Raw genomic sequence first — 18,567 nt, forward strand, 5'->3', positions numbered from 1 at the left:
ACTGTACCGGTTTGGCCATGCATTATTTTTTAGCTCAGGTGGTGCAGCAGAACCTGAACAGGATGGCGAGGCTTGAAACCTTCCAATTGCTTTACCTGGCTTTTATAGGCGTATTCCAAATATACTGACAACTATAAACTCATAGATATGCAACGGTCTTGCCTGTCTTCGCTGGCCACTAAATAAGGGTTATTGACATGAATGCATCGAATGAGAAGCGTAAAGCTGGAATAAAATCTGTGACCGGGCTGGCAGAGATTGTCGACTACAGTTTCATCGAAGCGCTCACCCGCGATCCGCAGTCCACCGAATCTGGCGATGACTATCATCCCCGTCAGGTATTTTCAGGGCATTACGTACCCGTGAAACCGACGTCTATTGCAGAGCCGATTTGTATTGCACACAGTAAAGTACTTTTCGAAGAACTCGGGTTTGATGATGAGCTGGCAAAAGATATCGATTTTATCCGCTTATTTTCCGGCGATCTAAGCAACCAGCCTGCACCCATTCGTTTTACCGGATGGGCCACCGGCTATGCGCTGTCTATTTACGGCACCGAATATATTCAGCAGTGTCCGTTTCAAACCGGCAATGGTTATGGTGATGGCCGGGCAATTTCTGTGTTTGAGGTTAATGGTGAAAGCTCCCGGTTTGAAATGCAGCTGAAAGGCGCCGGGCCAACCCCTTATTGCCGGGGAGCCGATGGCAGGGCGGTGTTGCGCTCTAGCGTGCGTGAGTTTCTTGCTCAGGAATATATGCATGCCCTGGGTGTTCCCACGTCTCGTTCATTATGTTTGATAGCCTCGGCTACAGACACTGTATACAGACCCTGGTATGAAGACAATTCCCGGAGCGCCGACCCCACCATGATGGTTGAAAACCCGGTAGCCATTTCTACCCGCGTTGCGCCCTCGTTCATTCGGGTGGGGCAACTTGAATTGTTTGCCCGTCGTGCCCGCAGCAATCAGCACCCTGAGGCGCTGGCAGAATTGCGTGCTTTGGTTGAGCACCTTATTGTTAGGGAATACAGCGAAGATATTTCCGCAGACCAGCCTCTCGAAGCGAAAGTCACTCATCTGGCGGTAGCGTTTCGACACCGGCTGACTGACCTTATCGCAAACTGGATTAGAGTTGGCTACTGTCAGGGGAACTTTAATAGCGACAACTGTGCAGCTGGTGGCTTTACGCTGGACTATGGCCCCTTTGGATTCTGTGAGCCTTTCGACCCTTTTTTTCAACCCTGGACCGGAGGCGGTAGGCACTTTTCATTTCTTAATCAGCCTGTGGCTGCGCAAAAGAACTTTTCCATGTTTTGTCAGTCGCTTGCCCCGTTATTATCAGGCAGTAAAGAGCTGGAGCAACTTGACGAGATCAATAAAAGTTTTGAGGCTGTCATGCAGGAAAAGCTGGACGCTATGTGGGCATCTAAACTGGGGTTAAATACAGTCGCTCCGGAGTTTGTCATTGAACTATTGAAACTGATGATGCAGACACCGGTAGACTACACACTGTTTTTCCGTGGGCTGTCATCATTACCCGTTGAATTCAGCGCGCTGAAAGAGAGCTTTTACAAGCCGTTATCCGAATCCCTGGAAGTAAAATGGGAGCAATGGTTCGAGAGTTGGAAAGCACAAGTCACACGATGCGAGGATGCAAGCACAGTATCTGAGCGAATGATGCAGGTTAATCCTAAGTTCGCCTGGCGGGAATGGTTGGTTGTGCCGGCCTACGAACAAGCAGCAGCCGGGGACTATTCCCTGATTAACGAATTACAAAACGTTTTTACTCACCCCTACAGTGAGCAAACCAGCGAGTTGGAAAGCAAATATTGTAAAAAACGACCTGAAGAATATTTATATGCAGGTGGCGTTTCCCACTATAGCTGTTCTTCATAGCATGCCAGAAAAATTTAGTAAAAAGCCGTGCGCACCAGGGTACGCACAGCTTGGTAATCTCTTACTACCTTGCAGTTGCCAGGGCTATTTAAGCAGACTGATAGGGCAGCGATGATTGATGAAGAATAATACGCACTTTGCCGTCTTCGCATTGTTTAAACACGAAACTTTTGTTCACAAAAATGTGACTGTCATCAGCACCGATAAAATGCACATTACATTGAACAATGGCCAGGTCGCCATGAAGAATAAAGTCTTCTTTGCTATACCAAACCTTAACCCACGGCTTTAACTTGAACCCGCCATCATTAGGATAGTCACTGTTACCACCTACAAAGTAAGATAAAGCACCTTCTTTGGTGGGTCGGAAGGTTTGCTCTCCGAAAGTCAGGGTGGGTTTAAACAACACGTGCCCATTGTCATAATCGTAATTATCAGTAAGCACCTGGTTTGAAAACGCTGCCGCGTCACCACCTTCAGCATGGACTTTGCCTACTTTTACAACGTTATCACACCAGGTTTGTAGCGCTGTATGAACCATTTCTTGGTTAAACATGTTTGATAGTTCTCCGGTTTTAGACTTTGAAATGATGTATCTGCTCTGCATTAAATAAGGCAGTACACTAATTTCTGTCTTCTTTATTAAAGTTTAACATTCCATCTCTCCGGCGTTTTGCCACTTAAACTTCAGCAGGTATCAGTAAAAAGTAACAATTCTTTATGCCAGTATTGTTATAATATAACATTACGTTAGATAGATATTTATGGTAACTCGTAATAGTTTTTCTCAATGAGGGGATGCGTTATGAGTTGCATTCACTTTAAGTCGATTACTATAAATCCGGTAATAAATTCAAATGACTAAAGACTATTTCCGCAGCATAGAGTCATTATCTGACCAAACTGCGTTTCCACTTAGCGATGTTATCAGCGAGCTGGCATTTAACCAGGATGGGCTTATCCCGGTTATTACTCAGGATAGTGAAACGGATACAGTGCTCATGTTTGCCTGGATGAACAAAGAGGCCCTGATTCACACATTGGAAACCGGCAACGTCACCTACTGGTCCCGTTCACGTAAGCAGTTGTGGCTTAAAGGTGAAACAAGCGGACATACCCAATCGTTGGTCGGGCTATCCTTCGACTGCGACGGAGATTGCATTTTGTGTCGGGTTAAACAATCAGGTCCGGCCTGCCACACTGGCCGGCCGAATTGCTTTTACTTAGCTGTAAACAGAAACAAACACGAAGTGGTTATTCACGGAGATCCTGCCTGATTCCGGCCACTATAGCGTGCATCTTTTGTAATTTTATATATCTTTTGGAGTTCAGTTTGTCTTCTCGTGTTATTCCCGATATTACTTCGGACACTTCATCTTCTTTGCATTCAACAATTCGCTGGGTTGGTATGGACGGTATTGCCATACCGCTAAATATTGCTTTAGCTAATGCAACGCAAACCGTTGCAGCTTCTTCTGATATCTATGTCAGTCTTGATGACCGCTCAGCAAAAGGCATACATATGTCCCGTTTGTATTCATGCATCAACGATTTTGCTGTTAAGGAGTATTCAAAAGAATCAATAGAAAGCTTGCTGGAAGATATGATTTCCAGCCAGCAGGGCCTTAGCAAAAGTGCCCGAATCAGTATCGACTTTTCTCTTACGCTAGAGAAACCCGCTCTGTTAAGTGGAAGGTCGGGATTTCAGGCTTACAGCATCTCACTCATTTCTGAGAAAAATGAGCAAGACTTTACGCATCAAATGCAATTAGCAATACCGTATTCCAGCACTTGCCCTTGCTCTACGTCGCTTTCTCAGCAATTGACAGCGGAGGCCGTGGATAGTGTTTTCTCTGAACCCTTGATAGAAAAAGCGCGACTTCTGACGTGGCTACAGGGGCCGGATGGTGCAATAGCAACACCCCACAGTCAGCGCTCCTTTGCGTATATTCATTTAACACTAAATGAACAAGCATGGCCGTGCCCGGATACGCTTATCTGGGCGCTCGAAGATGTGCTTGCCACCCCGGTGCAGACGGCAGTAAAGCGGATAGATGAACAGGAGTTTGCCCGTTTAAATGCGGCTAATCAGATGTTCTGTGAAGATGCAGCAAGAAAATTACAGATGTCTCTTAGCGCGATGGATTATGTGAATAAATTCTGGTGCAAAGTGGAGCATCAGGAAAGCTTGCATGCTCATAACGCTGTTGCCGTGGTTACCAGCGACTAAATACTCAATTTGTCCTAAGGCAAATGACAAGTAGAGCGGTGTGATTTAAAGCCCTTCCCGAAAAGGGAAGGGCGTAACCTCGCAAAAAACCTAGTTCTAGTTAATTAATTCGCGTTTTTAACCCTCTGCGAATAAGCAACGCTTCGGTTGTCGGTTCCTGACCACGGAATGCTTTGTAAGATTCCATAGGAGGGCGAGAATTTCCTGTGGCCAAAATATGTTTTCTGTACTGCATGCCGTTTTCCAGCTTCAAACCACCTTTTGTTTGCATGTAGGCAAATGCGTCGGCGGCCAGAATTTCACTCCACATGTAGGCGTAGTAGCCGGCAGAATAGCCTCCGCCCATAGAGTGAGAGAAGAATGCTGATTTGTAACGGGGTGGCACGTAATCAATATCTACACCGTGTTTGGTCAGAGCAGCTTGTTCAAATTTGTTGATGTTTGCAGGGATATTATCCGGCGTGATTGAGTGCCATTCCATATCGAGCAGGGCGGCAGACATGTATTCAAGCGTGTCGAAGCCCATGTTGAAGGTTCTGGAGCTGATCACTTTGTCTAATAAGTCTTTCGGGATAGGCTCGCCGGTTTGATAATGTTTTGCATAGTTTGCAATGACTTCCGGATACGCTGCCCAGTCTTCCTCAAAGGTTGAAGGGAATTCAACAAAATCTCTGGAAACATTTGTACCAGACAAGGACGGATATTTCACATCTGAGAGCATGCCGTGAACACCGTGGCCCATCTCATGAAACATGGTGGTGACGTTATCATAGCTAACCAGCGTAGGCTCGCCGTCCGGGGCCTTTTCAATATTCATAACATTCACTACAACCGGCTTTTTATTCAATAAATGCGATTGTCCGACAAATGAACTCATCCAGGCACCGCCCCGTTTTCCGTCGCGGGCAAAGTAATCAGCATAAAAAATGGCCAGGCTTTTACCGTCGATATCGAAGAGTTCGTATGCTTTCACATCAGGGTGATAGACCGGAAGATCCGGACGTGGCTCGAAGCGGATACCAAACAATTTATTCATTGTGAAGAAAACGCCGTCTTCGAGCACCCGATCAAAATCGAAATATTGCTTTACCTGTTCTTCATCCAGATCATAACGGGCTTGCCGGACTTTCTCTGCATAATACGCCCAGTCCCAGGGTTCAAGGATAAAGTCGCTGCCTTCTGCATCAATCAGCTTTTGTATATCTGCCGCTTCTGCTTCAACATTTTTAACTACCGCAGGTACCATGCTGCCGAGCATGTCGTAAACTGCCTCAGGTGTCCCTGCCATCTGTTGTTCCAGGCTATAGCTCGCCCAATCTTTATATCCGAGGAGGTTAGCTTTTTGCGCGCGTAGTTCTGCTAGTCTGACAATTATTTGACTGTTGTCATTACTGCCAGATTGGGCACGAAATGCAGAGGTCTCCCAAATTTTTTGTCTTAATTCACGATTTTCAAGAGAGGCCAGAATGGGCTGTCGGGTCGTATTGGTGATTTTTATTTGATACTGGCCTTCATGGCCGTCTGCCGTCGCTGCATCCGCAGCAGCTTTCACTTGTCGCTCTGAAAGCCCTGCCAGCTTATTTTTATCATCAACGAGCACGGCAATCGCTTTCGTCTCTGCCAGCAGGTTCTGTGAAAATTGAGTTGTCAGGGTAGAAAGTTCTTCGTTTATGTCTTTGATTTTATTCTTTTCCACTTCATTGAGTTTCGCACCGGCATGCACGAAACTCCCGTAGGTTTCTTCAAGAAGTCTCAGCGATTCTGCATCGAGTTTAAGTTCATCACGACGGTTGTAGAGAGTTTCAATCCGGCTGAACAATTGATGGTTCAGTGAGATACTGTCGCGATGTGCAGCCAGCCTTGGCGCCAGTGTTTTCTGCAGTTCACGACGCTCTGCAGAACTATCCGTGCCCGCTAAATTGAAAAATATCCGGCTGGTGCGGGTAAGCAGAGCCCCGCTCTTTTCCATAGCAACAAGGGTATTGTCAAAACTCGCAGGCTGCGGATTTTTTGCAATCTCTTCAATTTCTTCGCTGTGCTGTTTCATGCCCTCTTCAAAGGCCGGGAGAAAATGGGCGTTGTCGATTTTATCAAAAACCGGTGCCTCGTAAATTAACGGGCTAGCCTTGAATAAAGGGTTGTCCTGATTGTCTTTTTGAGTGCTTTCAACTGAAACGCCATGTTGGTTGCCGTTCTCAGAAGAGGGGGCTGGCGAACATGCCTGTAAGCCCAGGATTGAAGCCGTCATGGCAACGGCGATTAGTGTTTTTTTCATTTGTTTTCCTGTCGTTTGGGTTTGTTATTTATTGAATAGGGTTTTATCGAAGTGCAGGCGTGCAGCTGTTGCAGGCTTTACGCTTTGCCCGTCATAAACTTGCTGACCATTTACCCATGTGGCAGCTATTTTTGTGTTGAAGATGTGTCCGTCAAAAGGTGTCCAGCCGCATTTATACAGGGCGTTACTATGACTGACGGGCGTAGAGTCATTCGAGTCAATGAGAACTAGGTCGGCGAAATAGCCTTCGCGGATAAATCCCCGGTCAATGATGCCATAACGTTTAGCTGGATTATGTGCGGTTTTTTCCGCCACTTTCGTTATTGTCATACGTTCCGCCATAACATGGTCGAGAAGGGTAAGTAACGCATGCTGCACCAACGGTAGGCCTGCAGGGGCGCTCATAAAGGGTGCTTGCTTCTCGGTCAGGGTGTGAGGCGCATGATCGGTGGCAATAATATCAATTCGGTCGTCATTAACGGCAGAAATGAGTGCGTCTCTGTCGACAGCCGCTTTTATGGAAGGGTTACACTTTATCAGGTTGCCCTTTGCGGCATAGTCTTCTTCACTGAACCACAAGTGATGAACACAAGCCTCCGCGGTAATACGTTTATTTTCTATCGGGCCAGGCTTAAAAAGCGACAGCTCTTTAGCTGTTGTTAAGTGCAATACGTGAAGATGGCTTTGATATTTCTCAGCCAGACTCACCGCATAAGACGATGATGCGTAACAGGCTTCAACATCACGAATGACGGGGTGATGAATAATGGAAATGTCTGTTTGCTCAGCTTGCAGACGTTTGAGGTTACTTTCTATAACCGAGCCACTTTCACAATGCGTGACAATGATCCCGGGCGCTTCACGAAATATGGCTTCTAAAGCCTGTGGGTTCTCGACAAGCAGGTTACCGGTAGATGCCCCCATAAATACTTTCACACCGCAGTGCTTTGCGGGGTCGAGTTGTTTGATTTGCTCAATGTTGTTTTCTGTTGCACCTAAATAGAAGGAATAATTTGCCAACGACTTTTCTCTGGCAATAGCGAATTTCTTCTCCAATGCATCAATTGTGGTGGTTGCCGGATTCACATTCGGCATTTCCATAAAGCTGGTAATTCCGCCCGCAACAGCCGCGGCTGACTCGGTGGCGATGGTGCCTTTTTCCGTTAGTCCCGGTTCACGGAAGTGCACCTGATCATCAATCATACCGGGAAGCAAATAGCCTCCTTGTCCATCTATTACAGCCTCCGGACCAGAGGGCGTAATGGTGTGGGCTATTTTTTCTATTCTGTCATTTTTAATAAGTACATCAGACGGATACTTACATCCCTCATTCACAATAGTGACATTTTTTATTAATGTAGAACTCAACACTCTCTCCACTTTCTTTGCATGCGTCGCGATGTGGTTATATTGATTGATATGTTATAATGTAACATTATTGCAGGTGATTGTTTATGCTTATTCGCAAGAGCTTTTCTCAATGAGCAGAGTATTGCTCACATTCCCATAAAGCGCCGAACATAAAATAAATGCGGCTGAATTATCACTTTGTGAAAGGTTGTAAATTTAATATCACTCTGTCCGGGGCAATGATAGTTGTTGCCATTCAGGCAGCCTGATTGAGCTTTTCCAAAACTGTATCGTTATAAATTAGTCAGGACTGCGTTGGTACTACGCTATGCGATACAGCGCTATTCCTGACAATCCATTAACTTGTGAGAAAACCTGATGAAAAAACGATTTTTACTACCCGCGTTATTGTCAATATTCTCTGTAGACGCAGCGCCTCAAAAACTTGACTCTCTCACTGAGCTCAGATGGAAAAACAGGATAATTCTCATTTTCAGTGAAAATCGTGAGAGTGATTTGGCCATGCTACATGATGCCAAAGAGGATATTTCAGACCGCGACACGCTCTGGTTTATTGTAAATGGCAATGAAACGCTAACGAATTATTCTGGAACTCTGACCGACTCCTTCAGCCAGAATACCCGGGAGCGATACCTGAATGCAGATGGAAACGTGTTGTTGATAGGCAAGGACGGTGGGGTAAAAGCGAGAGGTAATGAGTTATCGCTAAACGGCTTGTTTCAGCGTATCGATGGCATGCCCATGCGCAGGAATGAGATGCGGCAAAAGCAAAAATAAAAAAAACGCCAGCGAACTGGCGTTTTTTATGTTCTGGCAATGAATTTATCGACTACCAGCGGCACTCGTCACTGAGTCTGGTAACGTATAAGCAATAACATAGTCACCAACCGGGGTTTCCATAAAGTGATGACCACCGGCCATGATAACCAGGTATTCCTTACCATCCTGCTCATACACCATCGGATTCGCTTGGGCGCTAGTAGGTAGTTCGTCCTGCCATACCGTATCTCCAGTGTTGATATCAATGGCACGGATAAGGCCGTCAGTGGCTGCAGCAATAAAGATAAGATTACCGGCAGTCACTACAGAGCCACCGTTATTCGGTGTGCCAATGTTGATTGGCAGGTGGGATGCAATACCAAACGGACCATTATTGCGTGCGGTACCCAGCGGTCTGTCCCACAGAGTTTTACCCGAGGCAAGCTCGATAGCTCGGATACCGCCGTAAGGAGGTTCTTTGCACAGTAAACCAGTGAACGGTAAGCGCCAGCCCGCATTGACATCAATGCCGTACGGTGTGCCTACCTGGGGATCGCCCGCGCCTTCAGCACCACCAGTGGGGCCGCCAAATTTTTCATTTTCTTGCGCCCGGGTTAGCCAACCTTCTTCATTCACTTCTTCCCGATGTACCAGCTTGTTGTACATGGGCATGTCGTTGTAATTGGCAATCATAACGCCACGTACAGGATCGATAGCCACACTGCCCCAGTCTGATCCGCCATTATAGCTCGGATACTGTATCCAGCGCTGGTCGACGGTGGGCGCGGTGTACATGCCATCATAAGCGGCTTCCTGATACTGAATTCGGCAGGCAAGCTGATCGAACGGGGTGACGCCCCACATATCCTGCGGTGTCAGATCGGGTTTGCGCAAAGCGTGATAGCCACTGAAAGGTTGCGTAGGGCTACGCTCTTCAGGCTCTACGCCACCCACAGGCACCGGTTTTTCAGTGACTTCGGTGAGTGGTTTACCGGTGCGGCGATCAAGCACATACAAGTCGCCTTGTTTTGATGGCAGCATGAGTGCCGGCACAGTGCCATTTTCGGTGGGGAAGTCCAGCAACGTCACCTGTGAACCTAAATCGTAGTCCCACACATCTGCATGTACGGTTTGGAAATGCCAAACTGGTTTACCGGTATTAACGTCAATGGCCACCAGTGAGCTGGAATATTCATGTTCTTCTTTGCGGCGCATGGAGCTGTAATAATCTGCAGTGGAATTACCCATAGGCAGGTAAATTAAACCAAGCTCGTTGTCACCGGTACCTGTGGTCCACATGTTCGGTGTACCACGGGTGTAGGTTTCGCCTTCCGGTGGAACAGTGTCGATATCAGGGCGCACCATGTCCCAAGCCCACTTCAATTCGCCGGTTACTGCATCAAAACCCTTAATGACACCTGAAGGTTCGTAGCGTGCCTGACCATCGATTACCTGATGACCGGTTACAATCACGCCTTGTACCACATTAGGTACACCTGTAATGGCCACATAGCCGTTCGGGGTTTCGCCCATGTGCTCTTTAATATTGACCTGACCGTTATTGCCAAAGTCTTCGCAGGGTTTGCCGGTTTCAGCATCCACCTCAATAATGCGTCCATCCAGCGTGCCTTCAATAATTCGCGCCTTGCAGGTTGTCTGACCGTCGGCCATTGCCGATGCGGGCGTTTCATAGTACGCCACACCACGACATGCGGCTGTGTATGGAATGTCTATCTGATCGAGTCCCGCATTGTATTGCCAGATTTTTTCGCCGGTGCGGCTATCCAGCGCAAACATGTTGTTCAAACCTGAACAAAGATAAAGTCGGTCATCCACTTTAATAGGCGTGGTTTCTGCACCCCAACTCTTCACATCCATTTCACCGGTACGAAACTCCCAGGCGCGTTCGAGTTGATCCACGTTTTTAAGGTTAATTTGTGTCAGTGGAGAATAACGGGTGGCCGCGTTATCGCGTCCATAAGACGGCCAGTCACCGTCGGCAGGGGCGTCGGAAATATCACTACTGCCGGTAAACGTTTTATAAGAGGTTTTTGCGGTGACAGGAACATCGTCGTACTGATTAAATCCATAAGGCACAAACGCCAGCGCGAAGGCTACTGCGAATACCACCACAGAGGCTCCCGCATAGCCGTAAGCGGTTTTCTTGCTAAATGGTTGGCGAAGGCGTGGCATCGTTAGCGCTACAAACAGTGCAAGCACCATGACAACATCGAGTCGGGGCACCCAGCGCCAATAATCCAGCCCTGATTCCCAGGCCGCCCAAAGCACGGTTCCCAGCACCACTAAGCCATAAACCCATACCCCCGCGCGCTGGTTTTTCGCCAGCAGGAAAGCGGAAACAAGCATGCCAATACCGGCAAGAAGATAATAAAAACTGCCACCAACGGCAGCAAGCCAACCACCACCAATAAGCAGGGGAAGACCACAGATAAGCAGCAATAACGCCACGAATAGTGTGAATTTGCTGGTTTTTTTCTGACTGGATGAAGTCACATTACCATCCTTCTGTGTAAGTTACAGACCAGGCTTCCGAACAGGAAGTCAGAGATTCGCGTATGCGTTTGACATCGCGTATGGGCATACTGCTGAACTGCCCGGAAGAGGGTTGGTTTCATGCGCTATGGCGAAACTAACCATATGGGTCGATACGGCAAACAAGGTGAATAGTTCAAGCTTCTGACACGATTGCGATAAGGTGTTGCCGATTGCCGACAAATAACTTAGCAAGAGAATTTTGAGGAATTTCATTGCGGTTGATCATGAATATACGACTAATAGCGTAGGTACTTATGTTGCTAAAATGTTAATAGCAAGTGGGGCAGTGAATTCACTATTTTTATGCAGGATAACGGTATTTCAGCACCCATTAGATAAAGGGAATATTGATAATTAATACATGGTTGTTTTCTTTGTGTTAATTTAGGCTAAATAAATTAACATTTTTGCGTGTTTTCTTCACATAGGATGGGCTTTCTTTTCTAGTCAACCGGAGAAAGTATGGGAACACGTACTGAGTTTGATCTGCCGTCCTCTGACGCTGAGCCGAATAAATCAGGGCAATACGCCGACTTACACAAGCGGTCTTCATCGTTTAGCAGTCGCGATGACTATTTAGAGCACGAGTTGCAAATCATGGCGCCAAAGCGCTGGCGTCCAAATTTACCGTTTAAAGATTATCGTTTTGAATGGGAAGACACCATTCCCGCGCTCGCGGCTACTATCGGTAAAGTCGTCATGGTGGGGGCAATCGCAGCAACGTTCGCCAGTCAGCTGGGGTTAGGCGATGGATTCATTCTTGAAAACGTGCGCTACGAGTTAATTATCGTATCGGTGTTTATTTTGCTGTTTTCTGGCTTCTTCCTGCCCACCGCCAACCTGGCAGGTACGCACGGACCGCTTATTCCGCTTATTCCTATCGTGGTGGCGGCTGGTGGTCATCCCATGGCATTTGGTTTGTTGATTGGTATCTTTGGCTTACTGCTCGCTGTGTTCAAAGGGGGAAGTTTGCTTGCCAGCCTTACCAGTCGCGGTGTGTGCGGTGGTTTGTTGCTATACCTGGGGTTCATTGGCACAACATCACAGGTGAAAAAGCTCATCGCCTGGGCGGAAGGCATTGGAATGGCGCATATTGCGTTCATCGTCATTATCTCCACCATCGTTTTATACGCGCTGCTTGAACACTGGAAAAAGCGTTGGCTGGCAGTGCCGCTTAGCTGTCTCATTGGGGGCGGGGTCGCATTTTTACTCGGGGCGCCGTTTGAATTTTCCACGGGTCCTGGTTTACCCAACTTCAATCCCATGTACTGGTGGGGCGATGACACTGGCTGGATGCTAGGGTTACCCACGGTAGAAAACTTTGTTGTGGTACTGCCTTTCGCAGTGTTAGCTGTAGCCATGTGGTCTCCGGATTTCCTCGGGCACCAGGTGTTTCAGAAGATCAGTTATCCGGCCAGAACCGAGCGGGTGCACATGAATATCGACGATACTATGGTATCTGCGGCTACCCGTCAGGTTGCCGGCTCTTTAATGGGCGGTGCGAATTTTACTTCTTCCTGGGGGACCTACATGGTGCCTGCGGCCATTGCCAAGCGTCCCATTCCAGCAGGGGCAATCTTAACGGCGCTATTTTGTGTGTTGGCGGCGGTGATGGGCTATCCCATGGATTTAGCAATTTGGGAACCGGTACTCTGTGTCGCGTTGATTGTGGGCGTATTTGTTCCATTGCTGGAAGCCGGTATGGAAATGACCCGTGAAGGGAAAACCACCCAGTCTGCGGCAATAGTAGTATTTGCCAGCTCATTGGTGAATCCGGCATTTGGCTGGTCTCTCACCATGCTGTTAGATAATCTGGGCCTGATTGGGAGTAAGGAACGGAGTGCCGAATTGTCTCATATGAGTCGCTGGATCATTCCAGGCGTCATGTTTGTGATCCTAACAACAGTGATGGCGCTGGTAGGCTTACTGCCGGGCATTCCGGCATTGATGTAAGATAACTTAGATGGCTAGTGCGACAGGCTCTTGCTTGATCGCACTGGCAGACTCATTACCACTCCAAACCCGCTTGTCTCACACAGTGGGTTATCTACAAACCACAGCTTACCGTAGTGCAAAGATGTCACCGCACTCACCATCGACAAGCCCAATCCGTTACCAGGGGTGGTGCGACTTTGCTCGGCTCGATAAAACCGTCGGTCCAGGTTTTCAAATTCAGCCGTGGGCAGGCCTCTGCCGCTGTCGAATATGGCAATGATGTTTCGGTTCCCGTATTGCTTCAGCAGCACCTCAATGCGCCCACTGCTTTTAGCATGCTTAAGACTGTTGTCGACCAAGTTACTGAGCGCCTGAAACAGCAAGTGCGGATCGCCTTCAATCTCAACGGCATCGATATTTGTGGTTAATCTGACTTGCTGATCTTCTAACAGCGGTTCGTACAAATCGATAACGTCATTCACCACAGTATGCAGGGCAACGCGCTCAAATCCGGCGCGCTGTCGCTCACTTTCCACGTCAGCAATGCGCAGTAGACTGTTAAATATACCCAGTAAGTTGTCGGTTTCAGCCATGGCATCGTCGCGAAGTTCGCTGTCAGGCATGCGCTCAAGCTTACCACGAAGGCGGGTCAGCGGTGTGCGCAGATCGTGAGCAATGTTATCTGAAACCTGCTTGATGTTTTTCACTGAATTTTCGATTTTATCCAGGGTTTTGTTAAACACGATTGCCAGTCGGCTTAAGTCATCCCAGTTACTGTCTATCTCCATACGCGCAGCCAAATTTCCCGTGTCCATAATGTCACTGGCGGTACGCGACATGCGGTTAATGCGATTTACCACATAGATGGCGACCCCAAAACTCAATGCCGCAATCATTACCAACATAACAATAAACAGCCAGCCAAGGGCGCGACCAATTTTCTGCGTGCTATAGAGTGCTTCCACGCTTCGCGCCACCATGATGCGGTATTCCCCTAAAGGAATGTCATCTATTAAGAAGTAATCGCTGGTGGCGAGGTAGCTGTCATTCGCTACGGCCTTGCTTAGGTATTCGGTGATGGGTAACGAGAGAATAACGGGAACGTTTGTTGCGTCGTAGTCTGGTAAGCGTTGTAGATTGCCGGCAAGAATTTTCTGATTGCTGTCGTACAATGCTACGAGTGTGTCGTTATTCGGCAAACTCACTCGCCGGTTCACACTGGATATCGTTTGCTCAATATCACCACTGCGAAATAACTCGGAGAAAAGGAATTTTTCCGCTGCAATGGCAGAGTGGGCTTCAGCCAGCAGCTTGTCGTCGTCGGCCAACGACCAGAAGTAGAAGATAAACAAGATCCCGGCGGAAGATAAAGCGGTAAAGAGCGCGCCTACCCGGAAGCTTGAGCTGCGGGTAAACGCACCAATTGCAATCAACTGAGGCCCTCAGAAATGCGATACCCCGTGCCACGTACCGTTTCAATAAGCGGTATGTTGAAGGTCTTATCTACCTTTTGGCGAAGACGGCTAATATGCACATCAATAAGATTAGTCTGTGGGTCGAAGTGATAATTCCAAACCCGCTCCAACAGCATACTGCGGGTAACCACTTTGCCGCGGTTTCGCAATAAACATTCTAGCAGTTGGAACTCTTTCGCCTGCAAGTCGATTTCTGTTTCACCCCGGGTCACTTTGCGGCGAAGCAGATCTAATGTTAAATCGCCTACCGAAAGCTCTGTTTCCTTGCTGGCAGCACCAGGGCGACCTGCAAGACCCTCAGCGCGGGCAAGCAATTCTTCAATGGCAAAAGGTTTGGTGAGATAGTCGTTGGCACCGGAACGCAGCCCGCGAACCTTATCGTCTACCTGACTTTTAGCACTCAATAATAATACCGGTAATGCGGGGTGTACGGCTCTGATTTCTTCCAACACCGTAAATCCATCCATTTCCGGTAACATGATGTCCAGAATCACCAGATCAAAATGTTCATCAAGGGCCCGGTTTAATCCATTTTTACCGTCGCTCTGATGAAAGCATTCGTGTCCGGCTGATTCCAATCCGCTGCGAATATGTTCTGCAACAGTGGGATCGTCTTCAATGATTAACGCTTTCATACATCCGGCTCTGCTAGTTAATGTTAACAGGACTTCTTACGCCAAAACGACGTGACATTGATCACAATAATAAGCGATTTCACGACTAAAACGTCAAATGTGACATTCTTTTAATATTGCAATGCTACCGAAAAATCGGTTTATCAACACTATAGCTGAAGTTTGTTGTTCAGGTTTCCCGAAGTTGAAAACGCATGGCTGGGTTATACGGGGTAAAGTTTTGAACATCGCCACGGGCAGTAATGCGCTGCACCTCTCGCCAATATTCAGGCGTCATTAAATCACCATGGAGCGACTTGAGAATATCTTTGAATTTCTTTTTACCCACAATAAAGTGTTCGAACTGTTCTGGGAATACATCGTTGGGAGCAACTGATAAGGTGTCCAGTGCGTAGGGATCATCGGATTTGGGCAGTTCGCGGAAATTACGATCTTTCATCAGGCAGATCTCATCGTAATCATAGAATATTACCCGACCGCCTTTGGTAATGCCGAAGTTCTTATGCAGCATGTCGCCGGGGAAAATATTGGCAAGGGCAATTTGTTTTATGCATAAACCGAGTTCGTTTATCGCATTGTGCAGTTTATCTTCATCGGTTTCCTGTAACAGAAACAGGTTCAGCGGCGTCATTTTGCGCTCGATGTAGAGGTGCTTGATGATTAATTCATCGTCAGTAAATTCCAAGCTAGAGGCACAGGTCGATTTCAGTTCGTCGATCAGTTCAGGCGCCATGCGATTAAGCGGGAAGCGGAAGTTCACGTATTCGTGGGTATCTGCCATACGGCCTACGCGGTCCGAGTTTTTCACCAGCTTGTAACACTCTTTTACGTGCTCGCGGGTGATTTTCTTACTCTCAGCAAACTCGTCTTTAATAATTTTAAACACCACGCCGTAGGTGGGCAGATGAAATACCATCATGACCAGGCCGCGAGTGCCCGGCGCCCGTTCAAAAATATCGTCGGTGTTATCGAGGTGCTGAAGATAGTTGCGGAAAAATACTGTTTTACCGTGCTTGTGATGGCCTAGCGACATATACAGTTCAAAATGCTTTTTGTTGGGCATAAGTTCCTGCAGAAACGCCGCCACTTCAGCCGGGTACTGGGTATCCACCATGAAATAACTGCGGGCAAAGCCAAAAATCACGCTAAGATCCTGCCGGTCGGTAAGCAGGGCATCCACATAAATTTCCTGGCTATTGTTGGTGTGCATGGAAATCACAAAAGGCAGGGTTTCACCGGGCATACAAATGCGCCCGATCAGATAGGCCGATTTGCCGCGATAGAATACGGGTTTTAAGATTTCGACTAATTCCACACTGGCGAGTTGCGCTTTGTTCAAACGCTTACGCAGGGCATTTTCAAGGCTGTCCATGTCGCGCTGACGATCTTCAAAAGCCAGATTAAAGCGGTATAACTTGTAAATCGACTCATACATTTCAGCTACCGTGGTGGTGGTATCTAAACTGTTGATCACCTGTGCCCGATCACGTCCTGGCAGATAGCAGCGGCTTGGCAGCACAAACATCACATCATTTTCGAATGACTGGTGACGAAACAGACGACCGATAATGGAATTGTAGAAGGTTTCTGCCAGCTCAAACTGTGGGTGAGTTTCCAGGTGACGGGTATAGGTTTCTTTCATTTGTTGCCAGAAGCTGCGATCCCGCTGATGCACCTCAACCTGATGATAAATATCGGCAACCGCATCAGACACGCTTTTCTCGTAGATGTTGAGGCGCTCGCGGGAAGCAATTTGTGTTGCTTGCCATTCGCCGTTTTCGAAGCGCTCTTTGGCTCCCCGGGTGATGCGGGTAAACCAGCGATAACTTTTATCGAAGTGGGTGAGAATTTGAAAGGCGATTTTGTTCGCCAGGCGCGTGTCTGTCATTGCCGGTGCTCAATCTGGTTTCACAGGCTAACACTAGCACAGCGATTTTACCGGTCACAACACTCTGGTGAATGCTGACTATCACCAGGATAAGAATGGGTAATGGTTGGCCATAAAATAGCAGCAAGGCGAGACCTTGCTGCCGTGTCAGCCCTGGAGTGTTCGGCTAGGCAGATCTAGTTAGCCGGCATCAGATAGATTTCACGCACGCTATTACGAGCGTTAGTGCCAATAGCATAGGCCACCGCATCCGCCACGTCTTCTGGCTGCAGTTTATCGTCTTTGGGTTCGTCGAAAAAGGGCGTATTGACCATGCCAGGACAAATAGTGGTACAGCGACCTTGCCACTCTTTCATCTCTTCAGCCAGATTCATTCCGAATCCGTAAGCGAACCATTTACTGGCACCGTAAACGGAGCCCTTAATCGGGATTTTGCCAGCGGCTGAGCTGGTCAGCAGAAAATGTCCGGTGGTTTTCTTCAGATGGGGCAGGGTGAGTTTAGCCGTCCATAGCAGAGCTTTGACATTTAGGTCGATTAGGGTATCCCATTCATCAGGATCACCCGCTTCAGTACCTGCCGTGTTCACACCTTTGCCCGCATTGGCAAACACCGCATCCAGACGACCAAAATGATTCACGCCAGCTTCTACAACGGATGCCAGCTCGTTAAACTGGGTGGCATCGGCAGCCATTGCCAGTACGTTTTCTTCCCCCAGCGCGCTGGCAATGGTGTCGAGTTTATCTTTACTTCTCGCGGTAATGATAAGCTTATGACCTTCTTGTACCAGTTTTTTGGCCGTAGCTTCGCCAATGCCGCTGGACGCGCCGGTGATCAGTACAACTTTACTCATAGTCATCTCCTTAAAGCGGTTGCTCATTATGAAGGTTTCTACTTATAACAGTACCGGTTAAGATCAGCCTTGGCGCGATGGCGATTCATCCCTGGATGAACCTAAATAAGTCCTTTCATCCGGGCTAGGCCTAATGCATTGCAGGTGGTCGCATCGAGAATTTCGCCGTTTTTGATTTTCTCATCAAGTTCACTAAGGCGAATTTTATGGCAGGTGAGCCCTTCTTCTTCCGGGTCGAGGTTCTGCTCGGTCATGGTGAAATCTGTGGCAATCCAGATGTGATAACCCTGGTTACAAAAACCGTAGGCTAAATACTGATAACCCACATGGGTCCAACTTTTTGCCAGCAAGCCCGTTTCTTCCTGCAGTTCGCCAGCGGCGAGTTCTGCCGGATCGGCCTGGCCATTCTCTTCCCAGGTGCCCTGGGGGAATTCTAATTGTCGCTTCTCTACCGGATATCGGTATTGCTCCACCATGTACACATAATCATCCTGGATCGGAATGACTACAGTGAAATCGGGTTTTTCCATCACGCTGTAAATGCCTTGCTGGCCGCTAGGACGTTCGATGGCATCTTCCCGCACTCGCATCCATTTATTCTCGTACACCACTTTACTCGACAGTGTCTTTATTTCTGAAGACATTCAACAGACTCCTTTTAATCCTTTTTCATATTCCGGTCGTAAACCGGACCGTT

The 18,567-nt window shown here is 47.8% G+C and carries 14 protein-coding genes; 5 read left to right on the top strand and 9 right to left on the bottom strand.

The genetic code is table 11. From position 1 onward, the window contains the following. The first annotated feature begins 197 nt into the window (after positions 1-197). Positions 198-1,895 (top strand): protein adenylyltransferase SelO, encoded by a 1,698-nt coding sequence (locus ACXAFQ_RS10000; RefSeq protein WP_474820969.1) that lies wholly within the window; start codon positions 198-200, stop codon positions 1,893-1,895. An 88-nt stretch (positions 1,896-1,983) separates the two neighbouring features. Here ACXAFQ_RS10000 and ACXAFQ_RS10005 read toward each other — a convergent pair whose 3' ends face one another. Further along, positions 1,984-2,451 carry a hypothetical protein gene (locus ACXAFQ_RS10005; RefSeq protein WP_474820972.1) on the bottom strand — a complete coding sequence of 156 codons (468 nt, stop codon included), beginning with the start codon at positions 2,449-2,451 and terminating at the stop codon, positions 1,984-1,986. A 301-nt stretch (positions 2,452-2,752) separates the two neighbouring features. Here ACXAFQ_RS10005 and hisI point away from each other — a divergent pair, with 301 nt between their 5' ends. Then, positions 2,753-3,172: a phosphoribosyl-AMP cyclohydrolase gene (gene hisI, locus ACXAFQ_RS10010; protein WP_474820974.1), complete on the top strand. Its 420-nt coding sequence runs from the start codon at positions 2,753-2,755 to the stop codon at positions 3,170-3,172. 56 nt (positions 3,173-3,228) lie between these two features. Next, entirely contained in the window at positions 3,229-4,125 is an 897-nt protein-coding gene (gene folE2, locus ACXAFQ_RS10015) for a GTP cyclohydrolase FolE2 (protein ID WP_474820978.1), read from the top strand. Positions 4,126-4,225: 100 nt separating this feature from the next. On the opposite strand, the gene ACXAFQ_RS10020 is transcribed toward folE2, so the two are convergent. Both ACXAFQ_RS10020 and ACXAFQ_RS10025 read right to left on the bottom strand, forming a co-directional pair. Then, complete coding sequence (locus ACXAFQ_RS10020; RefSeq protein ID WP_474820982.1) at positions 4,226-6,400, bottom strand: M3 family metallopeptidase; 2,175 nt, start codon at positions 6,398-6,400, stop codon at positions 4,226-4,228. 24 nt (positions 6,401-6,424) lie between these two features. Further along, entirely contained in the window at positions 6,425-7,768 is a 1,344-nt protein-coding gene (locus tag ACXAFQ_RS10025) for a dihydroorotase (RefSeq protein ID WP_474820986.1), read from the bottom strand. A 360-nt stretch (positions 7,769-8,128) separates the two neighbouring features. Between ACXAFQ_RS10025 and ACXAFQ_RS10030 the strand changes: the two genes are divergently transcribed. Then, complete coding sequence (locus ACXAFQ_RS10030; protein WP_474820990.1) at positions 8,129-8,548, top strand: DUF4174 domain-containing protein; 420 nt, start codon at positions 8,129-8,131, stop codon at positions 8,546-8,548. Positions 8,549-8,593: 45 nt separating this feature from the next. Here ACXAFQ_RS10030 and ACXAFQ_RS10035 read toward each other — a convergent pair whose 3' ends face one another. Beyond that, entirely contained in the window at positions 8,594-11,044 is a 2,451-nt protein-coding gene (locus ACXAFQ_RS10035) for a membrane-bound PQQ-dependent dehydrogenase, glucose/quinate/shikimate family (protein ID WP_474820992.1), read from the bottom strand. 504 nt (positions 11,045-11,548) lie between these two features. Between ACXAFQ_RS10035 and ACXAFQ_RS10040 the strand changes: the two genes are divergently transcribed. Beyond that, a complete protein-coding gene (locus tag ACXAFQ_RS10040) occupies positions 11,549-13,039 on the top strand; it encodes a DUF3360 family protein (protein ID WP_474820996.1) in 1,491 nt (496 codons plus the stop codon). 14 nt (positions 13,040-13,053) lie between these two features. On the opposite strand, the gene ACXAFQ_RS10045 is transcribed toward ACXAFQ_RS10040, so the two are convergent. The 5 genes from ACXAFQ_RS10045 to ACXAFQ_RS10065 form a co-directional block, all read right to left on the bottom strand. Beyond that, positions 13,054-14,454, bottom strand: a complete 1,401-nt coding sequence (locus ACXAFQ_RS10045; RefSeq protein WP_474821000.1) for a sensor histidine kinase — start codon at positions 14,452-14,454, stop codon at positions 13,054-13,056. Next, entirely contained in the window at positions 14,451-15,131 is a 681-nt protein-coding gene (locus ACXAFQ_RS10050; protein WP_070124894.1) for a response regulator transcription factor, read from the bottom strand. Before ACXAFQ_RS10050 ends, ACXAFQ_RS10045 begins: the two co-directional genes overlap by 4 nt. 169 nt (positions 15,132-15,300) lie before the next feature. Then, positions 15,301-17,019, bottom strand: coding sequence for a bifunctional isocitrate dehydrogenase kinase/phosphatase (gene aceK / locus ACXAFQ_RS10055; protein WP_474821006.1), 1,719 nt, complete (start codon positions 17,017-17,019; stop codon positions 15,301-15,303). A gap of 176 nt (positions 17,020-17,195) precedes the next feature. After that, positions 17,196-17,876: an SDR family oxidoreductase gene (locus tag ACXAFQ_RS10060; RefSeq protein ID WP_474821438.1), complete on the bottom strand. Its 681-nt coding sequence runs from the start codon at positions 17,874-17,876 to the stop codon at positions 17,196-17,198. 95 nt (positions 17,877-17,971) lie between these two features. Continuing rightward, complete coding sequence (locus tag ACXAFQ_RS10065; protein ID WP_474821010.1) at positions 17,972-18,514, bottom strand: NUDIX domain-containing protein; 543 nt, start codon at positions 18,512-18,514, stop codon at positions 17,972-17,974. Between the last annotated feature and the right edge of the window lie 53 nt (positions 18,515-18,567).

Source organism: Alteromonas sp. ABH2_165, assembly GCF_056159945.1.

Excerpts from the sequence above, each read along its gene's own strand:
- ACXAFQ_RS10050 (WP_070124894.1), bottom strand. The coding sequence starts at position 15,131 with ATGAAAGCGTTAATCATTGAAGACGATCCCACTGTTGCAGAACATATT.
- ACXAFQ_RS10005 (WP_474820972.1), bottom strand. The coding sequence starts at position 2,451 with ATGTTTAACCAAGAAATGGTTCATACAGCGCTACAAACCTGGTGTGAT.
- ACXAFQ_RS10020 (WP_474820982.1), bottom strand. The coding sequence starts at position 6,400 with ATGAAAAAAACACTAATCGCCGTTGCCATGACGGCTTCAATCCTGGGC.
- ACXAFQ_RS10040 (WP_474820996.1), top strand. The coding sequence starts at position 11,549 with ATGGGAACACGTACTGAGTTTGATCTGCCGTCCTCTGACGCTGAGCCG.
- ACXAFQ_RS10065 (WP_474821010.1), bottom strand. The coding sequence starts at position 18,514 with ATGTCTTCAGAAATAAAGACACTGTCGAGTAAAGTGGTGTACGAGAAT.
- ACXAFQ_RS10000 (WP_474820969.1), top strand. The coding sequence starts at position 198 with ATGAATGCATCGAATGAGAAGCGTAAAGCTGGAATAAAATCTGTGACC.
- hisI (WP_474820974.1), top strand. The coding sequence starts at position 2,753 with ATGACTAAAGACTATTTCCGCAGCATAGAGTCATTATCTGACCAAACT.
- aceK (WP_474821006.1), bottom strand. The coding sequence starts at position 17,019 with ATGACAGACACGCGCCTGGCGAACAAAATCGCCTTTCAAATTCTCACC.
- ACXAFQ_RS10060 (WP_474821438.1), bottom strand. The coding sequence starts at position 17,876 with ATGACTATGAGTAAAGTTGTACTGATCACCGGCGCGTCCAGCGGCATT.
- ACXAFQ_RS10030 (WP_474820990.1), top strand. The coding sequence starts at position 8,129 with ATGAAAAAACGATTTTTACTACCCGCGTTATTGTCAATATTCTCTGTA.